The organism is Provencibacterium massiliense, assembly GCF_900169495.1.
GTDB lineage: Bacteria > Bacillota > Clostridia > Oscillospirales > Ruminococcaceae > Harryflintia > Harryflintia acetispora.
Map to the genome: position 1 here is coordinate 1,725,488 of NZ_FWCH01000012.1, position 21,475 is coordinate 1,746,962.

Sequence of the window (21,475 nt, forward strand, 5' to 3'; positions counted from 1 at the left end):
GCGTAGGACCCTCAAAATCGAACAACATGTTAAAGCTCTTTAAAATCCCTGACCTTGGAGTTCGTAAGTGTCTTACCACTTACTATCGCTCCTTAGAAAGGAGGTGATCCAGCCGCACCTTCCGATACGGCTACCTTGTTACGACTTCACCCTAATCACCAATCCCACCTTCGGCAGCGCCCTCCTTGCGGTTAGGCTACTGACTTCGGGTGTTACCGGCTCTCATGGTGTGACGGGCGGTGTGTACAAGGCCCGGGAACGTATTCACCGCGGCATGCTGATCCGCGATTACTAGCAATTCCGACTTCATACAGGCGGGTTGCAGCCTGCAATCCGAACTGAGACACTTTTTGGGGGTTTGCTCCACCTCGCGGTCTTGCTTCCCTCTGTTAAGTGCCATTGTAGTACGTGTGTAGCCCAGGTCATAAGGGGCATGATGATTTGACGTCATCCCCACCTTCCTCCGTTTTGTCAACGGCAGTCTCATTAGAGTGCTCTTGCGTAGCAACTAATAATAAGGGTTGCGCTCGTTGCGGGACTTAACCCAACATCTCACGACACGAGCTGACGACAACCATGCACCACCTGTCTATGCGTCCCGAAGGACTTCCCGTATCTCTACGGTATGCGCACGATGTCAAGACCTGGTAAGGTTCTTCGCGTTGCTTCGAATTAAACCACATACTCCACTGCTTGTGCGGGCCCCCGTCAATTCCTTTGAGTTTCAGTCTTGCGACCGTACTCCCCAGGTGGATTACTTATTGTGTTAACTCCGGCACGGAAGGGGTCAGTCCCCCCACACCTAGTAATCATCGTTTACGGCGTGGACTACCAGGGTATCTAATCCTGTTTGCTACCCACGCTTTCGAGCCTCAGCGTCAGTTAGAGCCCAGCAGGCCGCCTTCGCCACTGGTGTTCCTCCTAATATCTACGCATTTCACCGCTACACTAGGAATTCCGCCTGCCTCTACTCCACTCAAGAAATGCAGTTTTGAACGCGATTATCAGTTGAGCCGATAGTTTAAACATTCAACTTGCATTCCCGCCTACGCTCCCTTTACACCCAGTAATTCCGGACAACGCTTGCCACCTACGTATTACCGCGGCTGCTGGCACGTAGTTAGCCGTGGCTTCCTCCTCAGGTACCGTCATTGATTTCGTCCCTGAAGACAGAGGTTTACAATCCGAAAACCGTCTTCCCTCACGCGGCGTCGCTGCATCAGGGTTTCCCCCATTGTGCAATATCCCCCACTGCTGCCTCCCGTAGGAGTCTGGGCCGTGTCTCAGTCCCAATGTGGCCGATCAACCTCTCAGTCCGGCTACTGATCGTCGCCTTGGTGGGCCGTTACCCCGCCAACTAGCTAATCAGCCGCGAGCCCATCTTTGTGCGATAAAATCTTTGGTCAAAAAACCATGCGGTTCCTTGACGTTATGCGGTATTAGCGTCCGTTTCCAGACGTTATTCCCCTCACAAAGGCAGGTTGCTCACGTGTTACTCACCCGTCCGCCACTAAAAAATGCAAAGCAAGCTCAGCATTTCTCCGTTCGACTTGCATGTGTTAGGCGCGCCGCCAGCGTTCGTCCTGAGCCAGGATCAAACTCTTTAGAAATGGTATATATATCGCCCTTAGGCGCTACATATCTCTTTCAAAAGCTTAATTCGCTCTTGGTGCGTCCTTTCGGACGCTTTACGCTAGCACTGCGTGTGCCTCCCGGAACATGCGCTGGAATTCCTTGCGGAATTCCCATGTCCCAAAAGTCCCACGCACTACTTTGAATTACTCATTAGAATTTCAAAGGTTCGCTTTTTCATGTTGTTCAATTTTCAAGGTCCTATAGCGTCGGGCATTGCCCGACGCATCCTAAGAACGTTTCGCGTTCTTTTCCGCTTCAAGCAACTTCCTTCGCATTTTGAAAAGCCGTTCTCGGAGCTCTGCTCCTCCCGTCAAGCACTCCGTGCTTGCCAACACGCCTTTTCTTTGGTGTCGGGCCGCGCCCGACGCGTTTCCCGGGCTTTTTAACAAACCCTGCCTCCCGAGGGAGGTAAGCTTTATTATATCACCCTGCTGCCTTTCTTGTCAACCCTTTCCCCTCGCCCTTTCGGGCTCAAGATCATGGCCTCCCGCCGGACAGCTTATTTATATTAGCACAACGCACTATGCGATGTCAAGAGAAATTATACCTTTATTTTTATCTTTTTTTACATTCCCTTTTCTTTTTCCTATTTATATATACTCCCGGAAATGCTCTAAGCAAATTTTTGAAACTTTCCCCTTCCTTTTTCTAAATTCTGTGCTATAATAATAAAAGCCCGTCTGGGAAAAGGCGGGCTGTTATGCGCCCGTAGCTCAGCTGGATAGAGCGTTGGACTCCGACTCCAAAGGCCGCAGATTCGAATTCTGTCGGGCGCACCAAGTCCCGTGCAAACCATGGTTTGCACGGGACTGTTTTCATGAAGGGGGCACGGTCCTATGCAGATAAAAGAAATTCCGGACCCGCAGCGGCGCTCCATGATCTGCAATGACATCCTCCGGGCGCTGCCCGACTGGTTCGGGGTCGAGCAGTCGATCGTCGACTATGTAAACCAGGCACGCGACCTCCCCTTCTACGCCGCCTTCAACGGCAGCCAGCCGGTTGGCTTTTTGGCAATCAAGGTGCACAACCGCTATACGGCCGAGGTCTGCGTGATGGGCGTTCTGCCCCGCTACCACCGGCAGGGGATCGGCAAGGCGCTGATGGAGGCCGCCGAACGGTACTGCCGCGGCAACGGCCAGGAGTACCTGAGCGTCAAGACGCTGGACGGCTCGGCCGACTATGAGCCCTACGCGCGCACGCGCAGCTTCTATTACAAGATGGGGTTCGTCCCCCTGGAGGTATTCCCGCTCTTCTGGGACGAGGACAACCCCTGCCTCTTCCTGGTCAAGCACCTCTTATAACGCAGCAGAGCGGCCCGCCGGCAATCCGGCGGACCGCTTTTTTCCTTTATGCCAGTTCCTCGAGCGCCTCGGCGGCGACGGCGGCCATCACCTCGAGCCCGGTTTCGATGGCGCCCTCGTCGATGTCGAATTTTGGCGTGTGCGCCGGGGCGATGATCCCGCTTTGCGGGGTGATCCCCAGCCAGAAGTAGGAGCCCGGCACCTCCTGCAGGTAATAGGCCATGTCGTCCCCGGCCATGATGGCGTCGGCGTTAAACACTTTTTCGCTGCCGATGGCCTTGACGGCGGCGGTTTCCAGGATTTTGGTCATACGCATGTCGTTGACCACGCAGGGGTACCCCGCCTTATAGTCCAGCTCGACGGTGCCCCCGTACACGGCGGCGATCCCGCTGGCCGTCTCCTCGATGATCTGCGGGATCTGGCGCATGGCCTCGGGGTCGAGGGTGCGCGCGGTGCCGCTGATCTCCACCGTGTTGGCCAGGATGTTGAAGGCCGTGCCGGCGTGGATGGTGCCGAACGAGATGAGCGCGACCTTGACCGGGTCGATCCGCCGGGTCATCGCCACCTCGATGGCGGTGATGATCTCGGCGGCCACCATGATCCCGTCCACCCCCTTGTGCGGGGCCGAGCCGCCCCCGCCCTTGACGTGCAGCGTCAGGGTGAAGGAGTCGGCGCTCGCCAGGAACTGGCCGTAGTGGATCCCGATCTCGCCGGTGCGGTTCTCGGTCGCGTGGTGCAGCCCGAAGACGGCGTCCACCTTGGGGTTTTGCAGCACACCCTTCTCGATCAGGGTCTTGGCCCCGCCGGGCGGGACCTCCTCGGCCGGCTGGAAGATGAATTTCAGGTTGCCGTGCAGCTCGTCCTTATGCTCACTGTAGTACTTCGCAACCCCCAACAGGATTGCGGTGTGCATGTCATGCGCGCATGCGTGCATGGCGCCCGGATTCTTGGAGGCGTAGGGCGAGCCGCTGTCCTCCTGCAGCGGGAGCGCGTCGATGTCCGCGCGCAGCGCCACCGTCGGGCCGGGCGACCCGCCGCGCAGCAGCGCCACGGCGCCGCAGATATCCTCCCAGGTGGTGATCTCCACCGGGAGCTTGCGCAGCTCGTTCAGGATGATTTCGGTGGTCTTGTATTCGTGAAACGAGAGCTCGGCGTTCTGGTGCAGCAGGTGCCGCATCTCGGTGGCATATTGCACGAGCTCTTGCGATATTCTCTTCACATGCGTTCCTCCTTACTCGTCAGCGCAGGGCGGCACGGCGTAATCAGCCGCGCCGCCCCCTGCGCCGCATCCGGTTTCGATTCGCTACTTGACCGCGGGCTCCTGCGCCTTCTTCTTGAGGGTATGCTTAAAGATCAGATAGGCGGGGATGGAGGTGGCCATCAGCAGCAGGCCGTGCAGGATCTGGGTGGGATCGACCATGCAGACCAGGGTGCCGGTGATCAGGATGGTGAGCACCGCAGTGACCGGGTAGCCCCACATCTTGAACGGGCGCTCGGCATCCGGCTTCTTTTTGCGCAGCACGATCAGCGAGAGGGCGACGATACACTCCAGCAGACGGGAGACGAAGGTGCCCATCATGAGCAGGGTCATGAACGAGCCGGTCCACAGGAAGAAGATCGCGACCACGCCGAAGATGATCAGGGTGATGTAAGGGGTATTGAACTTCGGATGGAGCTTGCTGAAGAAACCGAAGAGCATGTTGTCCTTGCTCATGGCGTAGACCACCCGGGGCGGCCCCATGATGGCGCCGTTGAGGGAGCCGAAGATCGAGATCAGCGCGCCCAGGGTGACGATGGCGGCGCCGATCGGTCCAAAGATGGTCATGGCGGCCATGCTCACCGGGGTGTCCGCGCCGGCGAGCTCCTTAAAGCCGACCGCGCCGATGCACGAGAGGTTGAGCAGGACGTTGACCAGGATGACGATCCCCATGCCGAAGATGGTCGCCAGCGGCAGGTTGCGCTTGGGGTTGTCGATCTCTTCGCTCATATAGGCCAGGGTGTAGTAGCCGCCGAAGGCCAGCAGCGCCGGAACGGCCGCGTTCAGGCTGTTGCCCCACTCCACCGTCTCGGTGGTCATCGAGAGGAAATTCCCTCCCTTGAGCACGAACAGCCCGCCGAAGATCACCAGCGCCAGCGCGCCCAGCTTGCCGACGGTGAAGATGTTCTGAATCAGGGAGCCGAACTTGACCCCGCACAGGTTGGCGACCATCAGCGCCAGGATGATGACGGTGCCGACAATCCGCTGCCCGGTCACGGTGAGCCCCGGGAAGAAGATCGCCAGGTTGGTGCAAAAGGCGGTCGCCAGCATGGCGATGACCGGCAGGAAGGAGCCGAAGGTCATCGACCAGCCGTAGGCGAAGGCCGGTCCGTCGCCCAGCGCCTCACGGATGAAGACGTAGGCGCCGCCGGCTTTCGGCATCATCGGCGCCAGCTCGGCGTAAACCAGGGCGCAGAGTATGCCGCACGCGCCCGCCGCGACCCAGGCGATGATGGTCGGGCCGATTGATCCCGCGGCGGCGGCCACCTTGCCGGGGGTCATAAAGATTCCCGACCCGATGACCGATCCAACGAGGATCATCATGGCTGAGAACAGGCCCATTTTTTGTTTGATTTGTTGGACATGATCGTTCCTCCTCTATCAAATTTCCCGGCGCCCCGCCCCAGATTTGCGGACGTGTTGGGGCCGCCCGCTCTGCCGCTGGGCGGGGCGCCGGTTATATACGCTTATCGGCTCAGGCGGTGACGCACTCATGCGCCAGGGCCCCGGCCATCGCCTGCTCGCTGAGCTCCTGCCCAAGGCCGGGCAGCTCGGGCACGGCGCAGTAGCCGTCCACCGGCTGGTAGTCGTGGGTTCCCAGGTCGATGTTCATTTTGCTGCGGTTGATGACGTGGTGCTCATGGATGACGAAATTCGGGATCGACGCCTCCAGATGGAGCGAGGCGGCGATCGAAATCGGGCTGCCGCAGACGTGGATCTGCACCCCGGTGTCGAAGCCGTGCGCCATGTCGCTGATCTTCTTCGCCTCGCTGATCCCGCCGCAGGTGCCGATGTCCGGCTGCACGATCTGGATGGCGTCCTCCTTAAAGTAGTTGATATAATTTTGCCGCGAGAAGATCCGCTCGCCCCCGGCCAACGGGATGTTCGTCTTCTGGCGGATGGTCTTAAAGGTCTGCAGGCAGAGCGGGGTGGCGACCTCCTCGATGTACATGATCCGGTAGGGCTCGATCAGCCGGCACATCTCCACCGCCGAGACCGCGTCGGTGCGCGCATGGTTTTCCACGATGATGTCCACCCGCTCGCCCACGGCCTTGCGCACCGCCTCGAGCCTCTCGACGATCAGCTTCTGGATGTCATACGGGATCGGGCCGCGCAAAAAGCCCACCCGGCCCCCGTCGGGAGTAAAGGTGATGAAGTTGATCTTGATCGCGTCGAAGCCCTCCTCGACCGCCTTGACGCTGGCCTCGACGAGCTCCTCGGTCTTGGCGGCGCGGCCCATGCCATAGCCCCAGCCGAACTGCAGCTGGCTGGCGTAGCAGCGCAGCCCCTCGCGGAACTTCCCGCCCAGGAGCTGATAGAGCGGCACACCCAGCGCCTTGCCCTTGATGTCCCAGAGCGCGGTGTCGATGGCGCTGATCGCGCCCATCACGACCACCCCGGCCGTCTGGCCCCAGAAGGTCTGGCAGAAGAGCTTGTCGAAGACGACCTCATGCGCCATCGGGTCCATGCCGATGATGAGCGGCGCGATGTCCTTGATCATGGCGTAGGCCGCGGGCGCGCCGCTGTCAAAGCCGATCGACGCCTCGCCGAACCCCGAAATCCCCTCGTCGGTGTTCACCCGGCAGACGATCGGCCGCCAGGATGTGGTGCCGCAGTCCAGCAAATAGACGTCCACGCTGGTAATGACCATACTGATTCCCTCCCGTTTCGATTCTTATCTCACCGCCGCGCGGCAAAATATCAAAGTCCGCTGCCTGTATACTGGCTGCCCACGATTTTTCGCAGCCCCTCCACGTCGCGGATGACGTAGTGCCGGCTGTCCCGGTCGATCAGCCCCTCCTGCACCATCCGGCGGATGATCTTGTTGATGGTGACCCGCGTGGAGGTAACGAGGTTGGCGATGTTCTGGTGGGTGACCTCCACCCCGATCCGGTAGCCGCCGTCCACCTTTTCGCCGTACATCTCCATGAGGTTTAAGAGCACCTGCGCGCACCGGCTGTAGGTGTCGGTGAAGGCGAGCGATTCGATCCGCCCGGTGAGCAGGTTGAGCTTTTGCGACCAGAGCGCCATCAGGTTGTGGCAGAAGTCGAGGTTCTCCTCGAGCTGGCGGCGGAAGTCGTCGAGCTCCACCCGGTAGAGGGTGGTCTTGCAGATGGCCGTGGCCCGGCAGATGCGCAGCCCCCGCTCATAAAAGTCGGTCTCCCCGAACATCGAGCCCTGCTCCATGAACATGAAAATCTGCTCGTTGCCCCCGCAGCCGACCGAGCTCAGGCGCACCCGCCCGCACTTGACGACGTAGACGCAGTCCATCTGCTCGCCCTGCTCGTAAATGATCTCCTCCCGCTCGTAGCTCTCGAGCGACGCCCCGCCGGTCACGCAGTCCCAAAGGTTGATGTTCTGCATGATCCAGGGGGATGAAAGAGGCATTGCGCTCACCGAAACTCCTCCTTTTGAGGTGCCGTTCACCCTCATTATAACAAGTTCATTTTCAGGCAGGTATTAAACGGAATACTTTACCCCGTCAAATTACGCCCATACTTTTATTACACTATATACAATTGTCCTTATGTCAACAACACAAATCATGGAAAAATTAGAAAAAGTTCCCGCCCACTTCGCAGCAGGCGGGAACTCCCTTGATAAACTTTACCGCTCCGGATCCAAGGCGAGGGCGCACATCAGGCGCACCCCCACGCGCAGAGCCCGCTCGTCGACGTCGAAGGTGCTGCTGTGCAGCGGCTCGCGGTTGACCCCGTCCGAGGTGCCCAGGTTATAAAAGGTGCCGGGGATGGCGTCGAGATACCCCGAAAAGTCCTCCCCGCCCATCGAAGGGTTCTCCAGCGCGACGACCTGCTCCTCGCCGAGCAGCTCCCGCGCCACCCGCTCGAGCTTCTGGGTGGTGCGCTTATCGTTTACCACCGAGCCGATTGCCTGGGTGATCTTCACCTCGGCCGTAGCGCCGTACATGGCGGCGGTCTCGTTTGCCATCTGCTCGATGGCGGCCAGGGCCCGGCGCTGCAGCTCCTTGTTGTAGGTGCGCATGGTCCCCCACAGCTGCGCCTCGCCGGCCAGGACGTTCCCCGCCTCGCCCGCTATCATCCTGCCGAAGCTGATCACAATCGGCTCGAGCGGGTCGCTCATCCGGCTGACGACGGTCTGCACCGCGTCCACGAAGCGGCAGGCCACCAGCAGCGCGTCCACCCCCTTGTGCGGGTAGGCGGCGTGGCTAGCCTTGCCGGTAAATTTGACGTTCAGCATATCGGCCGAGGCCATGAAATTGCCGCAGCGGCAGCCGATCTGGCCCACCATCAGCTCGTTGGAGACATGCAGCCCGTAGATTTCCCGCACCCCGTCCAAGTGCCCCTCGGCCATTATACGGCGCGCGCCGGTCGGCAGGGTGGGCCCCTCCTCGGCGGGCTGGAAGACCACCAGTGTCTCGCCGGGGAGCCGCCCTTGCAGCCGGTTGAGCACCAGGGCGCTGCCCAGCGCGATGGCCGCGTGGTTGTCGTGCCCGCAGGCGTGCATGCGCCCCTCGATCTCGGATGCGAAGGGCAGCGAGGTCTGTTCCGTCACCGGCAGCGCGTCGATGTCGCCGCGCAGCGCGAGCTTATGGCCGCTCCCCTTCGACGGGATGCGCGCGACCACCCCGCTCTCGGCGCAATGGGTCTTGTGCCCGATCCCGGCTTCGGTCAGTATTTTCGAGATCAGCTCCATCGTTTCAAAGGTCTCAAACCCCAGCTCGGGCCGGCGGTGCAGCTGGCGGCGAAAGGCGATCACCTCGTCCATCACCCCGTCGACGGCCTCCTCCAGCAGGGCGGCTAATTTTTCTTCCATCTCGGTCCCTCCCTTTCTCTCAGTCTTCCATGGCCTTCCTGAGCCTCTGCAGCCCCTCCATGAGCGTCTCGCGCGGGCAGCCGGCGTTGAGGCGGATAAAGCCTTCGCCCCCCTGCCCGAAGCCGGCGCCCGGGTCCGGCACGACGTTGCCGCGGTAGAGGCAACGCTCCATGATCTCCTGCGGGGGACAGCCGTAGCCCCGCAGGTCAATCCAGCACAGATAGGTCGCCTCGGGCAGCCGGTAGCGCGCCCGGGGCATTTCCGTCTTTAAAAAATCGTCCACCAGGCGCAGGTTTTCATCCAGATAGTCGAGCGAGCGCTCATAGTATTCCCGGCAGTCGTTGTAGACCGCCTGCAGCGCGGTGATGGCCAAAGCGTTTGGGTGGAAGATATGTACCTTCATCGACTCCCGCTCCCAGATGCCGCGCAGCCCCTCGTCCTGCAGCAGCACATACCCGATCTGGAATCCCGACACGCTGAAGGTCTTGGAGGGGGTCATGCAGGTGGCGATCAGCGGGCTGCCCGGGAAGAGCTGCTGCACCGGGACGTGGCGCAGGCCTCTTCGCACCAGGTCGCAATGGCTCTCGTCGCTGATGAGGAAGACCCCGTTCTCTTTACAGAGCTCGCCGACGCGGCGCAGCTCGTCCTCCCGCCAGATCCTGCCCACCGGGTTGTGGGGGCTGCAAAGGAGCAGGATTTTATTTTCCGGCAGGCGCAGCTGCGCTTCGAGCTGGGTAAGGTTCATCTCGTATCCGCCGTCCTCCCGCGGGATCAGGGGGTTGTTCACCACCCGGCGGCCATTTCGCTCGATCACCTCGGCGAAGGAGTCGTAGACCGGCGGCTGGATAACCACCCCTTCCCCCGGGGCCGAGAGGCCCTGGATCAAAAAGGCGATGGCCGTCATCATGCCGGGGGTGTAGCAGATGTCCCCGTTTGCCACCTCCCAGCCGAAGCGGTAGCGCAGCCAGCCCCGAATCGCGCCGAAGAACTCATCGGTCTTGTGCAGGCTGTAGCCGAAGGTGCGCCGCTCCACCCGCTTTTGCAGCGCCTCGATGAGCGGCGGGTAGGCGGCAAAGTCCATGTCCGCGATCCACATGGGCAGCGCATCGGCGCGCACCCCCTCGGCCACCCGGCCGACAAAGTCGTATTTCACTTGGTTGCAGCCGTACCGGTCGATCCTCTCGTCAAATTGATACATCCTCCCGCCGCCTTTCTGATGATAGATTCTATCTCCATTGTAAAATCCGGGCGGCGGATGTCAACCGCGAATTTCTATGGGATGTAAAACGGGATACACCTGAACGTGCAAAAGCCCCGGCGCCCTTCTCTTGGAAGGGCGCCGGGGACGGCACGACGGCCGGTCAGAGCGCTTTCATCTCCTGCGCGATCTCATGCGCTAGGTCCTCGGCCTGCGGCACCAGCCCCAGCTTCTCAAAGAAGCCGTGGCGCATGCCGCAGTAGCGCAGGATCCGCACCGGCACCCCCGCCCCGCGCAGCAGGCGGCCGTAGTATTCGTCCTGCACGCGCAGCCCGTCGAACTCCGCGCCCACGATCACCGCCGGGCAGAGCCCATGTGGGTCTGCGAACATCGGGCTGACGGCGGGGCCCTTCGGGTCCTCGCCGTGCTGCAGGTAGTACCCCTCGATTCTGCCCATCGAGGGCTTGCCCTCCTCGGACGGGTGCCCGAGATCGAGCGAGTCGAGGATGATCTCCCGGTCCTCGTCGCAGACGTCGTAGTCGTCCAGGCTCCAGCGGTAGTCCCCCACCCCTTCGCCCGAGAAGGTGACGACCGGGTAGAGCAAAAACTGTTTCTTGAGCAGGCGGCCCCCCTCGTCCCGGTCCCGCAGCGCGCAGAGCGCGGCGAGGTTGCCCCCCGCGCTGTCCCCGCCGACGGCGAGCTTTTCGGGGTCCACCCCGAAGCGGGCGGCGTTTTGATGGATATGCCGGATCGCGGCGAAGCAGTCGTCGAGCCCCGCCGGATAGGGGTGCTCGGGCGCCAGGGCGTAGTCGATGTTAAAGACGACGCAGTCGGCGAGCTGCGCCACCAGCCGGCAGCCGCCCTCCAGGTCGAAGGGCGCGCCGCCGATCCAGCCGCCGCCGTGCAGGTAGACGAGCCCCGCGCGGCCCTGCCTGCCGACAGGCAGCCGCGGATAGTAGATCCAAATGCCCACCTTGCGCCCCGAGCACTCGATCTCCTCATAGCGGGTGTGGATGGCCACGGTGTTCATGTTCCAGCCGGGGAAGCCCATCTCCAGGCGCTGCTCCTCGAGGGTCATTTCGCTCTCGGGTTTGATTTTGCCCGCCTCGGTCTGGCGGCGGTATTCCTCGGCCGATGCCCGCTCACGCGGGTCCAGCCGCCCGGGGCGGGGCTCGTCCGGGATGGCCTTGATTTCTATCTGCGTGCCGTACATCTCGATGGTGTTTTTTTGGTGGCGCAGGCCGTTTAACAGCTCATGCGGATATTGTACCATGGTGAATCCCCTCCTGCGGATGTGCTTATGCTTCATGTGAACGGAACTCGTTCGGGGTAACCCCGAAGCGCTTTTTAAAGAGCTTGCAGAAATATGAGCTGCTCTCATACCCCAGCTCCTGCGCAATGAGGTGGATCGACTTGCGGGTGGTGGAGAGCAGTACCCGCGCGCGCTCCATGCGCCGCTCGAGCAGGTAGCTTGCGATCGAGACCCCCATCTCCCTTTTGAAGAGCCGGGCGAGGTAGTCGGGGCTGAAGAAGAGCGCCTCGGACAGGCTGTGCCGGGTGATGTTATGCCCCAGGTTCTCCTCGATGTAGTCGCACATCTTCCCGGCGACCGACTTTGCGTTCCCCGCGAGGTCCCCGTAGGCCAGCGAGGTGTCGATCAGATACTCCAGATACTCCCGCATCCCCGCCACCGAGCGCAGCGAGCGCGCGTAGAGCAGGTCGTTTTGCTCGCTCGAAAAGAGCCTGCGTGCCTCGATCTGGCGCGAATAGAGCTTGGAAAAGAGCAGCTGCAGCATATCGAAGCGCAGCTTTTTAAAGTTTTCCCGGCTCACCGCGCCCCGGCGCTCCATCTCGGCGAGGTGCTCCTCCACCGCCCTGTGCAGCTCCTGCGCGTCGTGCCGCTCGAAGAGCAGCCCCAGGCGTTCCTGGTCGGGCGGCAGGTATTCCCCCGCGGGCGGGCGGCACTCGCTGAGCAGGAGCATCTTGCCGCGCACCGTCAGATTGTCCCGGTCCGCTCTCGCGAGCCGCCCCAGCGCGGCGGGGAACTGTACCAGCAAGAAGGGCTCGCAGAGGTACCCGCAGACCTCGCAGGAAAAGTGCTGGCGGTAGCTGGCGATCAGCTTCCTTCCCGCGGCGAGCAGCGCCTCCCGCCGTCCCCGGAAGTCCGAGAGTACCACCAGAAATCCCCCCTCGCCCATGGCTTGGACCGTCTCCACCGAAAAGGGGGCGAAGAGCTCCTTGGCGATGTTCTGGAAGGCGTATTCCCACCGTCCGTCCTCCCAGGAGAGAAGGCCCCAGAGCCTAAAGTAGAGCGCCAGGAACTGCTCCTGCCCGTCATAGGGGAGCTTATATTCCTGTACGCGGCGCAGGATCACCTCCCGGCTCCCCCGCTCGGGCAGCTCGCACAGCCCGCGCCAGAAGTAGTCCCGGATGTTGTCCCGGTTGTCCACCCAGTATTCGCCGTAGGCGCAGTACTCCCCCGCGCGCTCCTCCTGGCGCACCTTCTCGGCGGCCTTGCCGATGATCTGCTGGAGCTTGTCGTATTCGATCGGCTTTAGGAAATACTCGAAGCTGCCCAGCGAGACCGCCCGCTGGGCGTAGCCGAACTGGGCGTAGCTGGTCAGGAAGATGTTTTGCAGCTTCATCCCCTGCCCGTTGACCCACTCCAAAAGGTCCAGCCCGCTCTCGCGGGGCATCTCGATGTCGCTGACCAAGATCTGGACCGGGGTGCTCAAAAGGATGCGCTTGGCCTGCTGGGCGTTCTGGGCGGTGTAAATCCCCTCGATCGGCAGCGCCGACCAGTCGATCCCCTCTTTGATCCCCTCGAGCACGTACCGGTCGTCGTCCACCAGCAGGATGTTCATGGCTGCGCCCCCCTTCCCGCCGCGGGCGGCTTCTGAAGCGGGATCAGGATATCGACCCGGGCGCCGCCCTCCTCCCGGTTGGCGAAGCGGATCGACCCGTGGCCGCCGTAGAGGATTTCCAGCCGCTGGCGGGTGTTGTAGAGCCCGATCCCCCGCCCGTCGGCAAGCCCCGGGCGCCGCCCGCTCTGCAGCAGCGCGAGGATGTCCTCTTCAAAGCCGCCGCCGGTGTCCTCCACCCGGATGGAGAGGGCCTCCAGGCCGTCTTCCATCACCCGGCGTAGCCGCACGCGCACGGTGAGCGAGCCCTCCTGGGTGATGTTGTGCTTGATCGAATTTTCCACCAGGGTATGGATGATCAGCGGGGCGATCAACGCCCCGGCGGTGGCCGGGTCCTGCTCGATCAGGTAGGAAAACTGCGCGTCGTAGCGGATGCGCTGGATGTCGAGATAGCTCTGCACCAGCGAAAGCTCCTCCTCGATGGGCACCGGCACCATGCCGTTTCGGAACATTGAGCGCAGGTACTTGCAGACCGTCAGCGAGAGGCGCTGGATCTCGCGGTAGTTTTTCGTCTGGGCCATGTTGTAGATGATGTTCATGCAGTTGAGGTAGAAATGCGGCTTGATCTGCAGCTGCATGTAGTCGAACTCGGCGCGCTGGCGGCGCAGGCTCTCCTCGTACACCTCGATCTTGAGGTCCTCCACCTGCTCCATCAGACCGTTGAAGACGTCCCCCGCGCTCTCCAGCTCGAGGATGTTCTCCTCCCCGAGCATGGCCCCGCTCTCGTTATAGTCCCGCAGATGCTCCGAAAAACGGCGCACCGGGTCGACGATGGCCCGCTTGACGTAGAGCAGCAGCCAGAGCCCGACCGTCAAGGTCAGCACCGCCGCGAAGGTGAGCAGCAGCAATATGCGGGTGGCGTTTTCATAAGCGCCCCAGTTGGTGATCACGCAGTTGACCGAGAAGTCGCCCTTTTTAAAGCCCTCGGGGATGACCAGGCGGTTCTTGATGATCGAAGCGCCCTTCCCCTTCTCGATGGGCAGCGGGAGGTCGCCCGCCTGCTCGCCCCCGGTCAGGATGTTCCCCTCCTCGTCGAGGATGACGAGGAAGCCGTCCTCGGGGCTGCTCCGAAACAGCGGGGAGAGCACCCGCTCGGCGGGCGCCCAGGCGCCGATGATCTGGTTTTGGTAGCGGTAGATTTTGATCAGGTAGTAGCTGCCGCCCTCCTCGAAGACGGTCCAGGTGTTCTTCTCGGCCAGGGCCCCGAGCCCGGGGGAGTGCAGCAGGTCCTTGATGTGCGCGAGCACCGCCTGGAACTGCAAAAACGCCGCCGAATCGCTGCTCGAGGAGATAAAACCGTCCCAGTCCTGCGCCCAGAGGAAGTAGTTATATTCGTTGCCGAAGGAAATGCGCCCCTCGGCGAACCGCTTCTTGAGCCGGTTGGTGGCGTTGATCTCATCGATCACGTCCTCGGGCTGGCGGCGCAGCAGCAGCGCCTGCTCGGAAAAGAGGGTGTTGAGCAGCATGTAGTTTACACTCTCCAGCCGGTTGTCGATCTCGCCCGCGTAGATGTCCATGTTGGCGCGCAGCAGGCTGATGGTCTGCTCGCGGATGTGGCGGATGATCATGAAGCTGATGGTGAAATTGAGCAGCAAAAGCGGTATGTAGACCGCCAGCAGAAGGCGCAGCAGATAGGCAAAGGAGCGCTTGCGCTTCATAGGCTTTTGACCCCTCCCGTTTTTGAGTACAGTTTATCCCTTCACCGCACCCAGGGCAATACCATCCTGGAAATATTTCTGGAGGAAGGGGTAGATGATGATAATCGGGATGATGGCCACAAAGGCGATCGCCATGCGGATCGAGACGGAAGGAATCTTGATGTTCATGCCCGCCGAGCCCAGGGAAGCGCTCGCCAGCACCCGGATGTCCTCCAGGATGCGAAAGAGCATGGTCTGAATCCCGTACTTTTTCTGGTCGCTGATGAAGTACAGGCCGTTGAGCCAGTCGTTCCAGTAGTCCAGCCCCGCGAAGAGCGAGATGGTGACGATGATCGGCTTGCCCAGCGGCAGCACGATCCTCGAGTAGATGGTGAAAATCCCCGCCCCGTCGATCTCGGCCGCCTCGTAGATGGCGTCCGGGATGCTGGTGGAAAAGTAGCTGCGCATGAGCAGCACATGGATGGCGCAGAGCATGAGGTTGGGCACCAGCAGCCCGAAGAAGGTGTTCTTGACGTGCAACATGTTGGTGTAGGTCAGGTAGGTGGGTACGAGCCCCCCGTTAAAGAGCATGGTAAAAAAGACGTAGAAGCTCCAGAAGCGCTTGCCGGGCAACCCCTTCATCGAGAGCGCGAAGGCGAGCATCGAGCCCATCGTGACGTGCAGCGCGGTGCCCACCAGGGTGACCAGGATGGTGGTGCCGTAAGCGCGCATGATCGAACCGCCCTTTTTGAAGAGGTAGCGGTAGGATTCCAGGCTCAGCTTCTTCGGGAAGAAGGAGTAGCCGTGGGCGACCAGCTCGCTCTCGTCGGTGAAAGAGGAGACGACGAGCAGGATAAACGGCAGGATGACGCAGAGCGTCACCAGGATCATGACGATGTGGGACACGGCCTCGAAGGTTTTGTCCCCTCTGGTACGGATCATTTCTCTCCTCCTATCTTAAAACAGCGCGTTTTCGCGGCTGAAGCGGCGCACGATTCCGTTGGAGACGAGCACCAGGATAAAGCCGACGAGCGACTGGTAGAAGCCCGCCGCCGAGGCCATGCCGATGTTGCCGATCTTGAGCAGCGCGCGGTAGACGTAGGTGTCGATGACGTTGGTGACGTCAAAGAGCGCGCCCGAATTCATCGGCACCTGGTAAAACAGGCCGAAGTTCGCATAAAAGACGTGCCCGATGTTGAGCAGCACAATGGTGATGATGGTCGGCATGAGGCAGGGAATGGTGATGCTGCATATCTGCCGCAGCTTGCCCGCGCCGTCGATCTCGGCGGCCTCGTAGAGCGCCCGATCGATCCCGGCGATCCCCGCGATATAGAGGATACACGAGTAGCCCACCGTCTTCCAGGTGTTGACGATAATCAAAATCGCCGGCCAGTACTTCTGCTCGGTGTACCACGCCACCGAATCCATCCCCAGCGGCTCGAGCAGGGACTTGTTGATCAGCCCGTTGTCCACGCTGAGGAAGGCGAAGACGATGTAGCTGACGATGATGATCGAGATCAAAAACGGGAAGAGGATGGCGCTTTGGTAAATCTTCTTGAGCCATTTGTTGCTTACCTCGCAGATAAAGATGGCAAAGGCGATCCCCAGCACCATGTTCACCAGGATAAAGGCGAGGTTGTAGAGCAGGGTGTTGCGGGTGATGACAAAGGCGTCGTTGGTGGCGAAGAGGAATTCAAAGTTTTTGAGCCCCACCCAGGGGCTGAGATAGATCCCGGTATCCACCCGGTATTTCTTGAAAGCCACCACCAGCCCGGTGATGGGGATATAGTTGTTGATGAAAAAGTATACCACGCCCGGCAGCATGAGCAGGTAGGCGGGCGCCCATTTTTTCAGTTTGTTGCGCCGCCGCTGCGCCTTGCGCTCGGGCGGCAGGGTGCTGCTTTGCTTCACCCGTGTCCCCTCCTTCTTTGCGGTTTACTCCGGGGCCCTGCGCGCGTCGCCGCAAGGCGCCTTTCCCGGCCCGGCCCCGGGGCCCGATACCGGCCCTCTTCGGCGCTCTCAAGGAGAAAGCTGCAGGCTACCTGCAGCTTTCCCTTGAGAGCGCATCGGGCTCCACATTTTTAAACGTATAGGCTTTAGCCCTGTTTTTTCGCCAGCCACGCGTCGAGCTGCTCCTGCTTGGCCTGCATGATCTTTTCCAGCCCCGCAGCATAGAGCTCCTCGTTGAACTTGGGCAGCTCGGTCGCCGGGTCGACCGACCCGCTGCCGAGCGCGTAGACATACTTCTCACGCACCGAATTGAGGGTGGCCAGCTCGGTCTCGAACTCAACGCCGTTGAAGAGGAACCCATAGGCCAGGGACTTCTTCATCGTGCTGTTGTATTCGGTCATCACGTCCCACAGGTCGGCCGGGTTGCCCTCCCAGATTCCCGCCAGGAACTGGTTGGGGATTTCCCACCCGCGGTTCTGATGGTAGCCGACGGTGTCCATGTTGATCCCCTCGGGGAAGGCGATGAGGTTGTTCTCCGCCTTATTGGTGTAGACGAAATGCTTGCCCTCGATCCCCCAGTTCATCAGGTTGTTGAACTCGGCGCTGCCATAGACCCAATCCAGGAACTGCATGGCGCGCTCGGGGTCCTTGGAGTTGTGGGCAATGCTCCAGCCGTCGAGCACGGTGCCCATGTTCTTGATCGGCTCGTCGATGTTGAAGACCACGCACTCGAAGCCGGTGGCCTGCTCGGCCTCGACGTCGCGGTAGGGTTTGACCAGGTCGAAGTCGCAGAACAGGTTGCCCGCGCGCATCTGGGTGGTGCCGCTGTCGGTCGAGGTGGCCAGGTCCTTCTGCACATAGCCGGCCAGGTACCACTCGCGCATGAGCTCGACGCGCTCACGGTATTTGTCCGACTCGTACCAGTTGGAGACGGTGGAGTCGTTGACCGGGTCGAGCAGCACGCCGAACTCGCTGCCCAGGTTGTCGATCGAGCGCCCGTAGTGGATCGACGCCGGGGTGTAGGCGTAGTCGCCGCCGAAGACGGTCATGTCGGGATATTTTTCATGCACCGCCGCGAAGACCGGCGTCAGGTCGGAGAGGGTTTTGAGCTTTTCGGCGTTCTCCCCCACGTCCACGCCGGCGCCGTCGAGGATGTCCTTGCGCATGATGATGCCGCCCGCGTAGTCGCGCTCCTTGTTCATCGGGATGGCGTAGACGAAGTCGCCCATGCTGGCGATCTTCATCTCGTCCCCGTAGACCTCCTTGATGTTTTTGGCATACTTATCCAGCAGGGGGCCCAGGTCCTCGAGATATCCGTTGGCCACGTAGGAGACGACGTTCGACTGCACGCCGAGCGGGCAGACGTCCAGCGCCTCGTTGGAGGAGAGCATGAGCATCAGCTGGTTTTCATAGCTCGAGGGTACGGTGACGATATTCAGGTTGACGTTCACCTCGGCAAGCGCCAGGTCCTTCATCGCCTGCTCGACCTCGGCCTGGTCGGGATAGTCCCCGCCCACGATGTACATGAAGGTCAGATCATACGGCTCCTCGGCCGCCCCGCTCCCGGCGCCCGCCGCCCCGGAGGAGCCCGTATCCCCGCCCTCGGGGGCACTCTCGCCCTTGCTCGAGCAGCCCGCAAAAGCGCTCGCCGCCATGACCGCCGTCAGAAGAAATGCCAGTATCCGTTTTTTCATACCGCTTTTCACTCCTCAAAAAACTGTCGCTGCGTTGACCCCCGGCCGTTCGGGGGTGTCCTTCGTGGGGCGGATCATCAAAATCCACAAATCCATCCGCCCCGATGTTTCAATTATAGGAAAGTCGCCGAAACGGGGCAAGCAAGAAAACGGACCTCTTATATAAAAAATCCGTTCTCTGCGTGCAGGCGTGTGCCGCGAGCGGATTTCCCCTCCGGAAAGCCGGGCAAAATGCCGTCCAAATCCCCGGTTGACATCCCCTTTAAAACCGCGTACAATGTACATTTACAGGCCTGTTTTGGCACTGAAAAATCCGCTTATAAAGGAGGCCCGTCCATGCGCCGCTTCTTCGTGCAGGAGGAGAATGGGATCACCGAGGGCGTCATCTGGAAACAGCTGCTCATCTTCTTTTTCCCCATCCTGTTCGGCACCTTCTTCCAACAGCTCTACAACACGGTGGACGCCGTCATTGTCGGCCGCTTTGTGGGCACCGAGGCGCTGGCCGCGGTCGGCGGCAGTACCAGCGTGCTGATCAACCTCCTGGTCAACCTTTTCGTCGGGATCTCCTCGGGCACCACGGTGGTGGTGGCCCAGCACTTCGGCGCGCAGAACCACGAGGCGGTCTCGCAGGCGGTACATACCTCCTTCGCTCTGGCCATCGTGGGCGGCGCGGGTCTGACGGTGCTCGGGATCGCGATTGCCCCGGCGGCGCTCGGCGCCATGGGCACCCCCGCCGACACGCTGGAGGGGTCGCTCACCTATATCCGGGTCTACTTTTTGGGGATCATCGCCTCGTTCATCTACAACGTCGGCTCGGGGATCCTGCGCGCGGTGGGCGACACCAAGCGCCCGCTCTACTTTTTGATCGTGGCCTGCCTGTGCAACATCGTTTTGGACGTCGTCTTCGTCGTCTTCCTGCGTCTGGGGGTGCTGGGGGTGGCGATCGCCACCCTGATCTCGCAGATTGTGAGTGCCGTACTGGTGGTCTTCGCGCTGCTCACCTCCACCCAGTCCTTCCATCTGTTTATCAAGCAGATCCGCTTTACCGGCCCCGTGCTGCGGCATGTCCTGAGCGTCGGGCTGCCCGCGGGGATCCAGTCCGATATGTACGCCATTTCGAACATCCTCATCCAGTTTTGCATCAACTCCTTCGGCACCAGCACCGTCGCCGCCTGGGCCGCCTTCGGCAAGGTGGACAGCCTGTACTGGATGATCAGCGGCGCCTTCGGGATCTCGATCACCACCTTCGTGGGGCAGAATTTCGGCGCGCGCAAGTATGATAGAATCAAGCGCAGCGTGCGGGTGTGCCTGGGGATGTCGTTCGGCACCACCGCGCTGATGAGCGTGCTGATGTGCCTGCTCTCCCGCTTCCTGCTGATGATGTTCACCGCCGACAGCGAGGTGCTGCGCATCGGGATGGAGATCATGTGGATCCAGGTGCCCTTCTACTTCACCTACGTGTGCATCGAGGTGCTTTCGGGCGCCATCCGCGGGACCGGCGACTCGCTGATCCCCATGCTGATGACCTGTACGGGCATCTGCGTCATGCGGGTGGTCTGGATCTTCTGCGTGCTCCCCTTCAGAAGGGAGCTGAGCACGGTGGTGGCCAGCTATCCCATCACCTGGGCGATCACCTCCCTGCTCTTCATCGCCTACTACCTGCAGGGGGGCTGGCTGCGCCGGCGCATAGCGAAGCAGGGGCCGGCGCATGAATAAGAAAACGCTGACCGGGAACGAGCTCAAGGCCGTCGCCATGATTGCCATGACCGCCGATCACGTCATAAGCGTCTTATATCCGGGCTATCCGGCAAACTGGTGGATCGTCCTGCTGCACATCATCGGCAGAATGGCGGCGCCCATCTTTTGGTTTTTTGTCGCCGAAGGCTACCATTACACGCACAACCAAAGAAAATACGCGGCGCGATTGCTCGCCTTCGCGGTTGTGGGTCATTTTGCTTATAATTTCGCCTTCGGCATCCCGTTCATCCCGTTTCAAACCTCCATATTCAATCAGACAAGCGTGATCTGGCCTTTGTTCTGGGGCCTGATCGCCCTCATCATCAATGACAGCGGCAAGCTGAAAAAGTGGCAAAAAACCCTTTTGATTCTGATCATCGCGGTGATCACCTTCTGCTCGGACTGGAGCTGTATCGCCGTACTGGCAATTCTGGAAATTGGAACAAACCGTGGGAATTTTAAAAGGCAGATGCTGGGCATGATGAGCTGGGTAGCGGTCTATGCCGTGGTCTATGCCGTTTTCATCAACCCGCTCTATGGCGCGATTCAGCTGTTCACGGCGCTGACGATCCCCCTGCTGGGCATGTATCATGGAGAACGCGGCAGCTGGAAGGGGATGAAATGGTTTTTCTACGCATATTATCCCCTTCATTTAATTGTCTGCGGATTGATCCGCATAGCGGCGCATGGAAACGTGGGCGTCATGATCGGCGGCCGGTAGCTTTCCCCGCCGGATCACCACCGAAGGAGGCTTCCTGTAATGAACGACTGCACCTTCCGCCTGGTAAGGAGCGAGGACGTCCCGGAAATCCTGTCCATCTATGCGCCGTATGTCCGGGACACGGCGGTCACCTTTGAATACGAGCCGCCCTCCCTGGCGGAGTTTCAAAGGCGGGTAGCGGATATTTTTGCCGAATACCCCTACGTCGTCTGCCGGTCCGGGCAGAGGGTGATTGGCTACGCCTACGCCCACCGGCACATGGAGCGGGCGGCGTACCAGTGGAACGCGGAGCTGTCCGTCTATCTCGACCGGAATTTCCACAGCTGCGGAATCGGCAGGCGGCTGTACGAAATTCTGATCGAAATCCTCAGGCTGCAAAATGTGAAAAACGTTTACGGCGGGGTCACCTCCCCCAACGAAAAGAGCGAACGGCTGCACGAAGCCCTCGGCTTTGCAAGGCTGGGGACGTATCACAATGCCGGCTACAAGTGCGGCGGGTGGCACGACGTGTCCTGGTTTGAAAAATCCATCGGCGAACACGGGGATGAGCCCGCCCCCTTCGCCCCCATTCAAACGCTCGACGACGCCCTGATCGAGAAAATATTGAGCGGGCGCGCCTGATCCTTCGC

At 60.8% G+C, this 21,475-nt stretch carries 16 protein-coding genes, 1 tRNA gene and 1 rRNA gene; 5 read left to right on the forward strand and 13 right to left on the reverse strand.

The features are described from left to right. Positions 1 to 96: 96 nt before the first annotated feature. Positions 97 to 1,610 (reverse strand): 16S ribosomal RNA (locus tag B5477_RS13365). Between the two features lie 727 nt (positions 1,611 to 2,337). Between B5477_RS13365 and B5477_RS13370 the strand changes: the two genes are divergently transcribed. Both B5477_RS13370 and B5477_RS13375 read left to right on the forward strand, forming a co-directional pair. Continuing rightward, positions 2,338 to 2,414: transfer RNA gene (locus B5477_RS13370), tRNA-Arg, on the forward strand. Positions 2,415 to 2,471: 57 nt separating this feature from the next. Further along, positions 2,472 to 2,936: a GNAT family N-acetyltransferase gene (locus B5477_RS13375; RefSeq protein ID WP_079700138.1), complete on the forward strand. Its 465-nt coding sequence runs from the start codon at positions 2,472 to 2,474 to the stop codon at positions 2,934 to 2,936. Positions 2,937 to 2,982: 46 nt separating this feature from the next. Here B5477_RS13375 and B5477_RS13380 read toward each other — a convergent pair whose 3' ends face one another. The 12 genes from B5477_RS13380 to B5477_RS13435 all read right to left on the reverse strand — a co-directional run bounded on the left by B5477_RS13380 (position 2,983) and on the right by B5477_RS13435 (position 18,388). Next, complete coding sequence (locus B5477_RS13380; RefSeq protein ID WP_079700139.1) at positions 2,983 to 4,155, reverse strand: M20 metallopeptidase family protein; 1,173 nt, start codon at positions 4,153 to 4,155, stop codon at positions 2,983 to 2,985. Positions 4,156 to 4,239: 84 nt separating this feature from the next. Next, positions 4,240 to 5,535, reverse strand: coding sequence for an APC family permease (locus B5477_RS13385; protein WP_079700140.1), 1,296 nt, complete (start codon positions 5,533 to 5,535; stop codon positions 4,240 to 4,242). Positions 5,536 to 5,668: 133 nt separating this feature from the next. Continuing rightward, positions 5,669 to 6,844: a mandelate racemase/muconate lactonizing enzyme family protein gene (locus B5477_RS13390; protein WP_079700141.1), complete on the reverse strand. Its 1,176-nt coding sequence runs from the start codon at positions 6,842 to 6,844 to the stop codon at positions 5,669 to 5,671. Between the two features lie 50 nt (positions 6,845 to 6,894). Beyond that, a complete protein-coding gene (locus B5477_RS13395; RefSeq protein WP_242942228.1) occupies positions 6,895 to 7,581 on the reverse strand; it encodes a Crp/Fnr family transcriptional regulator in 687 nt (228 codons plus the stop codon). A 219-nt stretch (positions 7,582 to 7,800) separates the two neighbouring features. Continuing rightward, the gene (locus B5477_RS13400; RefSeq protein ID WP_079700143.1) at positions 7,801 to 8,988 is read right to left on the reverse strand and encodes a M20 metallopeptidase family protein; all 1,188 of its coding nucleotides are present in this window, start codon (positions 8,986 to 8,988) and stop codon (positions 7,801 to 7,803) included. 19 nt (positions 8,989 to 9,007) lie between these two features. Beyond that, positions 9,008 to 10,186, reverse strand: a complete 1,179-nt coding sequence (locus B5477_RS13405; protein WP_079700144.1) for a MalY/PatB family protein — start codon at positions 10,184 to 10,186, stop codon at positions 9,008 to 9,010. 163 nt (positions 10,187 to 10,349) lie between these two features. Next, positions 10,350 to 11,459, reverse strand: coding sequence for an alpha/beta hydrolase (locus tag B5477_RS13410; RefSeq protein WP_159449057.1), 1,110 nt, complete (start codon positions 11,457 to 11,459; stop codon positions 10,350 to 10,352). Between the two features lie 25 nt (positions 11,460 to 11,484). Beyond that, positions 11,485 to 13,050, reverse strand: coding sequence for a helix-turn-helix domain-containing protein (locus tag B5477_RS13415; protein ID WP_079700146.1), 1,566 nt, complete (start codon positions 13,048 to 13,050; stop codon positions 11,485 to 11,487). Further along, on the reverse strand, positions 13,047 to 14,765 hold the full coding sequence (locus tag B5477_RS13420; protein ID WP_079700147.1) for a sensor histidine kinase: 1,719 nt from the start codon (positions 14,763 to 14,765) through the stop codon (positions 13,047 to 13,049). The genes B5477_RS13415 and B5477_RS13420 overlap by 4 nt, the downstream gene beginning before the upstream one ends. A 33-nt stretch (positions 14,766 to 14,798) precedes the next feature. Continuing rightward, positions 14,799 to 15,686 (reverse strand): carbohydrate ABC transporter permease, encoded by an 888-nt coding sequence (locus B5477_RS13425; RefSeq protein WP_079700148.1) that lies wholly within the window; start codon positions 15,684 to 15,686, stop codon positions 14,799 to 14,801. 15 nt (positions 15,687 to 15,701) lie between these two features. Further along, a complete protein-coding gene (locus B5477_RS13430) occupies positions 15,702 to 16,655 on the reverse strand; it encodes an ABC transporter permease (RefSeq protein WP_341456002.1) in 954 nt (317 codons plus the stop codon). A 185-nt stretch (positions 16,656 to 16,840) separates the two neighbouring features. Next, positions 16,841 to 18,388 (reverse strand): ABC transporter substrate-binding protein, encoded by a 1,548-nt coding sequence (locus B5477_RS13435; RefSeq protein ID WP_079700149.1) that lies wholly within the window; start codon positions 18,386 to 18,388, stop codon positions 16,841 to 16,843. A gap of 336 nt (positions 18,389 to 18,724) precedes the next feature. Here B5477_RS13435 and B5477_RS13440 point away from each other — a divergent pair, with 336 nt between their 5' ends. Genes B5477_RS13440 through B5477_RS13450 form a run of 3 tightly spaced genes read left to right on the forward strand, consistent with a single transcriptional unit; the run spans position 18,725 to position 21,467 of the window. Beyond that, complete coding sequence (locus tag B5477_RS13440; protein WP_079700150.1) at positions 18,725 to 20,104, forward strand: MATE family efflux transporter; 1,380 nt, start codon at positions 18,725 to 18,727, stop codon at positions 20,102 to 20,104. Beyond that, the gene (locus tag B5477_RS13445) at positions 20,097 to 20,846 is read left to right on the forward strand and encodes a TraX family protein (RefSeq protein ID WP_079700151.1); all 750 of its coding nucleotides are present in this window, start codon (positions 20,097 to 20,099) and stop codon (positions 20,844 to 20,846) included. Before B5477_RS13440 ends, B5477_RS13445 begins: the two co-directional genes overlap by 8 nt. Positions 20,847 to 20,885: 39 nt before the next feature. Further along, positions 20,886 to 21,467: a GNAT family N-acetyltransferase gene (locus tag B5477_RS13450; RefSeq protein WP_079700152.1), complete on the forward strand. Its 582-nt coding sequence runs from the start codon at positions 20,886 to 20,888 to the stop codon at positions 21,465 to 21,467. The last annotated feature ends 8 nt before the right edge of the window (positions 21,468 to 21,475 follow it).

What these genes read in the sequence shown, in the direction of transcription:
- B5477_RS13450 (WP_079700152.1), top strand. Translation starts at nt 20,886, where the DNA reads ATGAACGACTGCACCTTCCGCCTGGTAAGGAGCGAGGACGTCCCGGAA.
- B5477_RS13405 (WP_079700144.1), bottom strand. Translation starts at nt 10,186, where the DNA reads ATGTATCAATTTGACGAGAGGATCGACCGGTACGGCTGCAACCAAGTG.
- B5477_RS13425 (WP_079700148.1), bottom strand. Translation starts at nt 15,686, where the DNA reads ATGATCCGTACCAGAGGGGACAAAACCTTCGAGGCCGTGTCCCACATC.
- B5477_RS13420 (WP_079700147.1), bottom strand. Translation starts at nt 14,765, where the DNA reads ATGAAGCGCAAGCGCTCCTTTGCCTATCTGCTGCGCCTTCTGCTGGCG.
- B5477_RS13415 (WP_079700146.1), bottom strand. Translation starts at nt 13,050, where the DNA reads ATGAACATCCTGCTGGTGGACGACGACCGGTACGTGCTCGAGGGGATC.
- B5477_RS13435 (WP_079700149.1), bottom strand. Translation starts at nt 18,388, where the DNA reads ATGAAAAAACGGATACTGGCATTTCTTCTGACGGCGGTCATGGCGGCG.
- B5477_RS13375 (WP_079700138.1), top strand. Translation starts at nt 2,472, where the DNA reads ATGCAGATAAAAGAAATTCCGGACCCGCAGCGGCGCTCCATGATCTGC.
- B5477_RS13395 (WP_242942228.1), bottom strand. Translation starts at nt 7,581, where the DNA reads ATGCCTCTTTCATCCCCCTGGATCATGCAGAACATCAACCTTTGGGAC.
- B5477_RS13385 (WP_079700140.1), bottom strand. Translation starts at nt 5,535, where the DNA reads ATGGGCCTGTTCTCAGCCATGATGATCCTCGTTGGATCGGTCATCGGG.
- B5477_RS13400 (WP_079700143.1), bottom strand. Translation starts at nt 8,988, where the DNA reads ATGGAAGAAAAATTAGCCGCCCTGCTGGAGGAGGCCGTCGACGGGGTG.
- B5477_RS13440 (WP_079700150.1), top strand. Translation starts at nt 18,725, where the DNA reads ATGCGCCGCTTCTTCGTGCAGGAGGAGAATGGGATCACCGAGGGCGTC.
- B5477_RS13390 (WP_079700141.1), bottom strand. Translation starts at nt 6,844, where the DNA reads ATGGTCATTACCAGCGTGGACGTCTATTTGCTGGACTGCGGCACCACA.
- B5477_RS13445 (WP_079700151.1), top strand. Translation starts at nt 20,097, where the DNA reads ATGAATAAGAAAACGCTGACCGGGAACGAGCTCAAGGCCGTCGCCATG.
- B5477_RS13410 (WP_159449057.1), bottom strand. Translation starts at nt 11,459, where the DNA reads ATGGTACAATATCCGCATGAGCTGTTAAACGGCCTGCGCCACCAAAAA.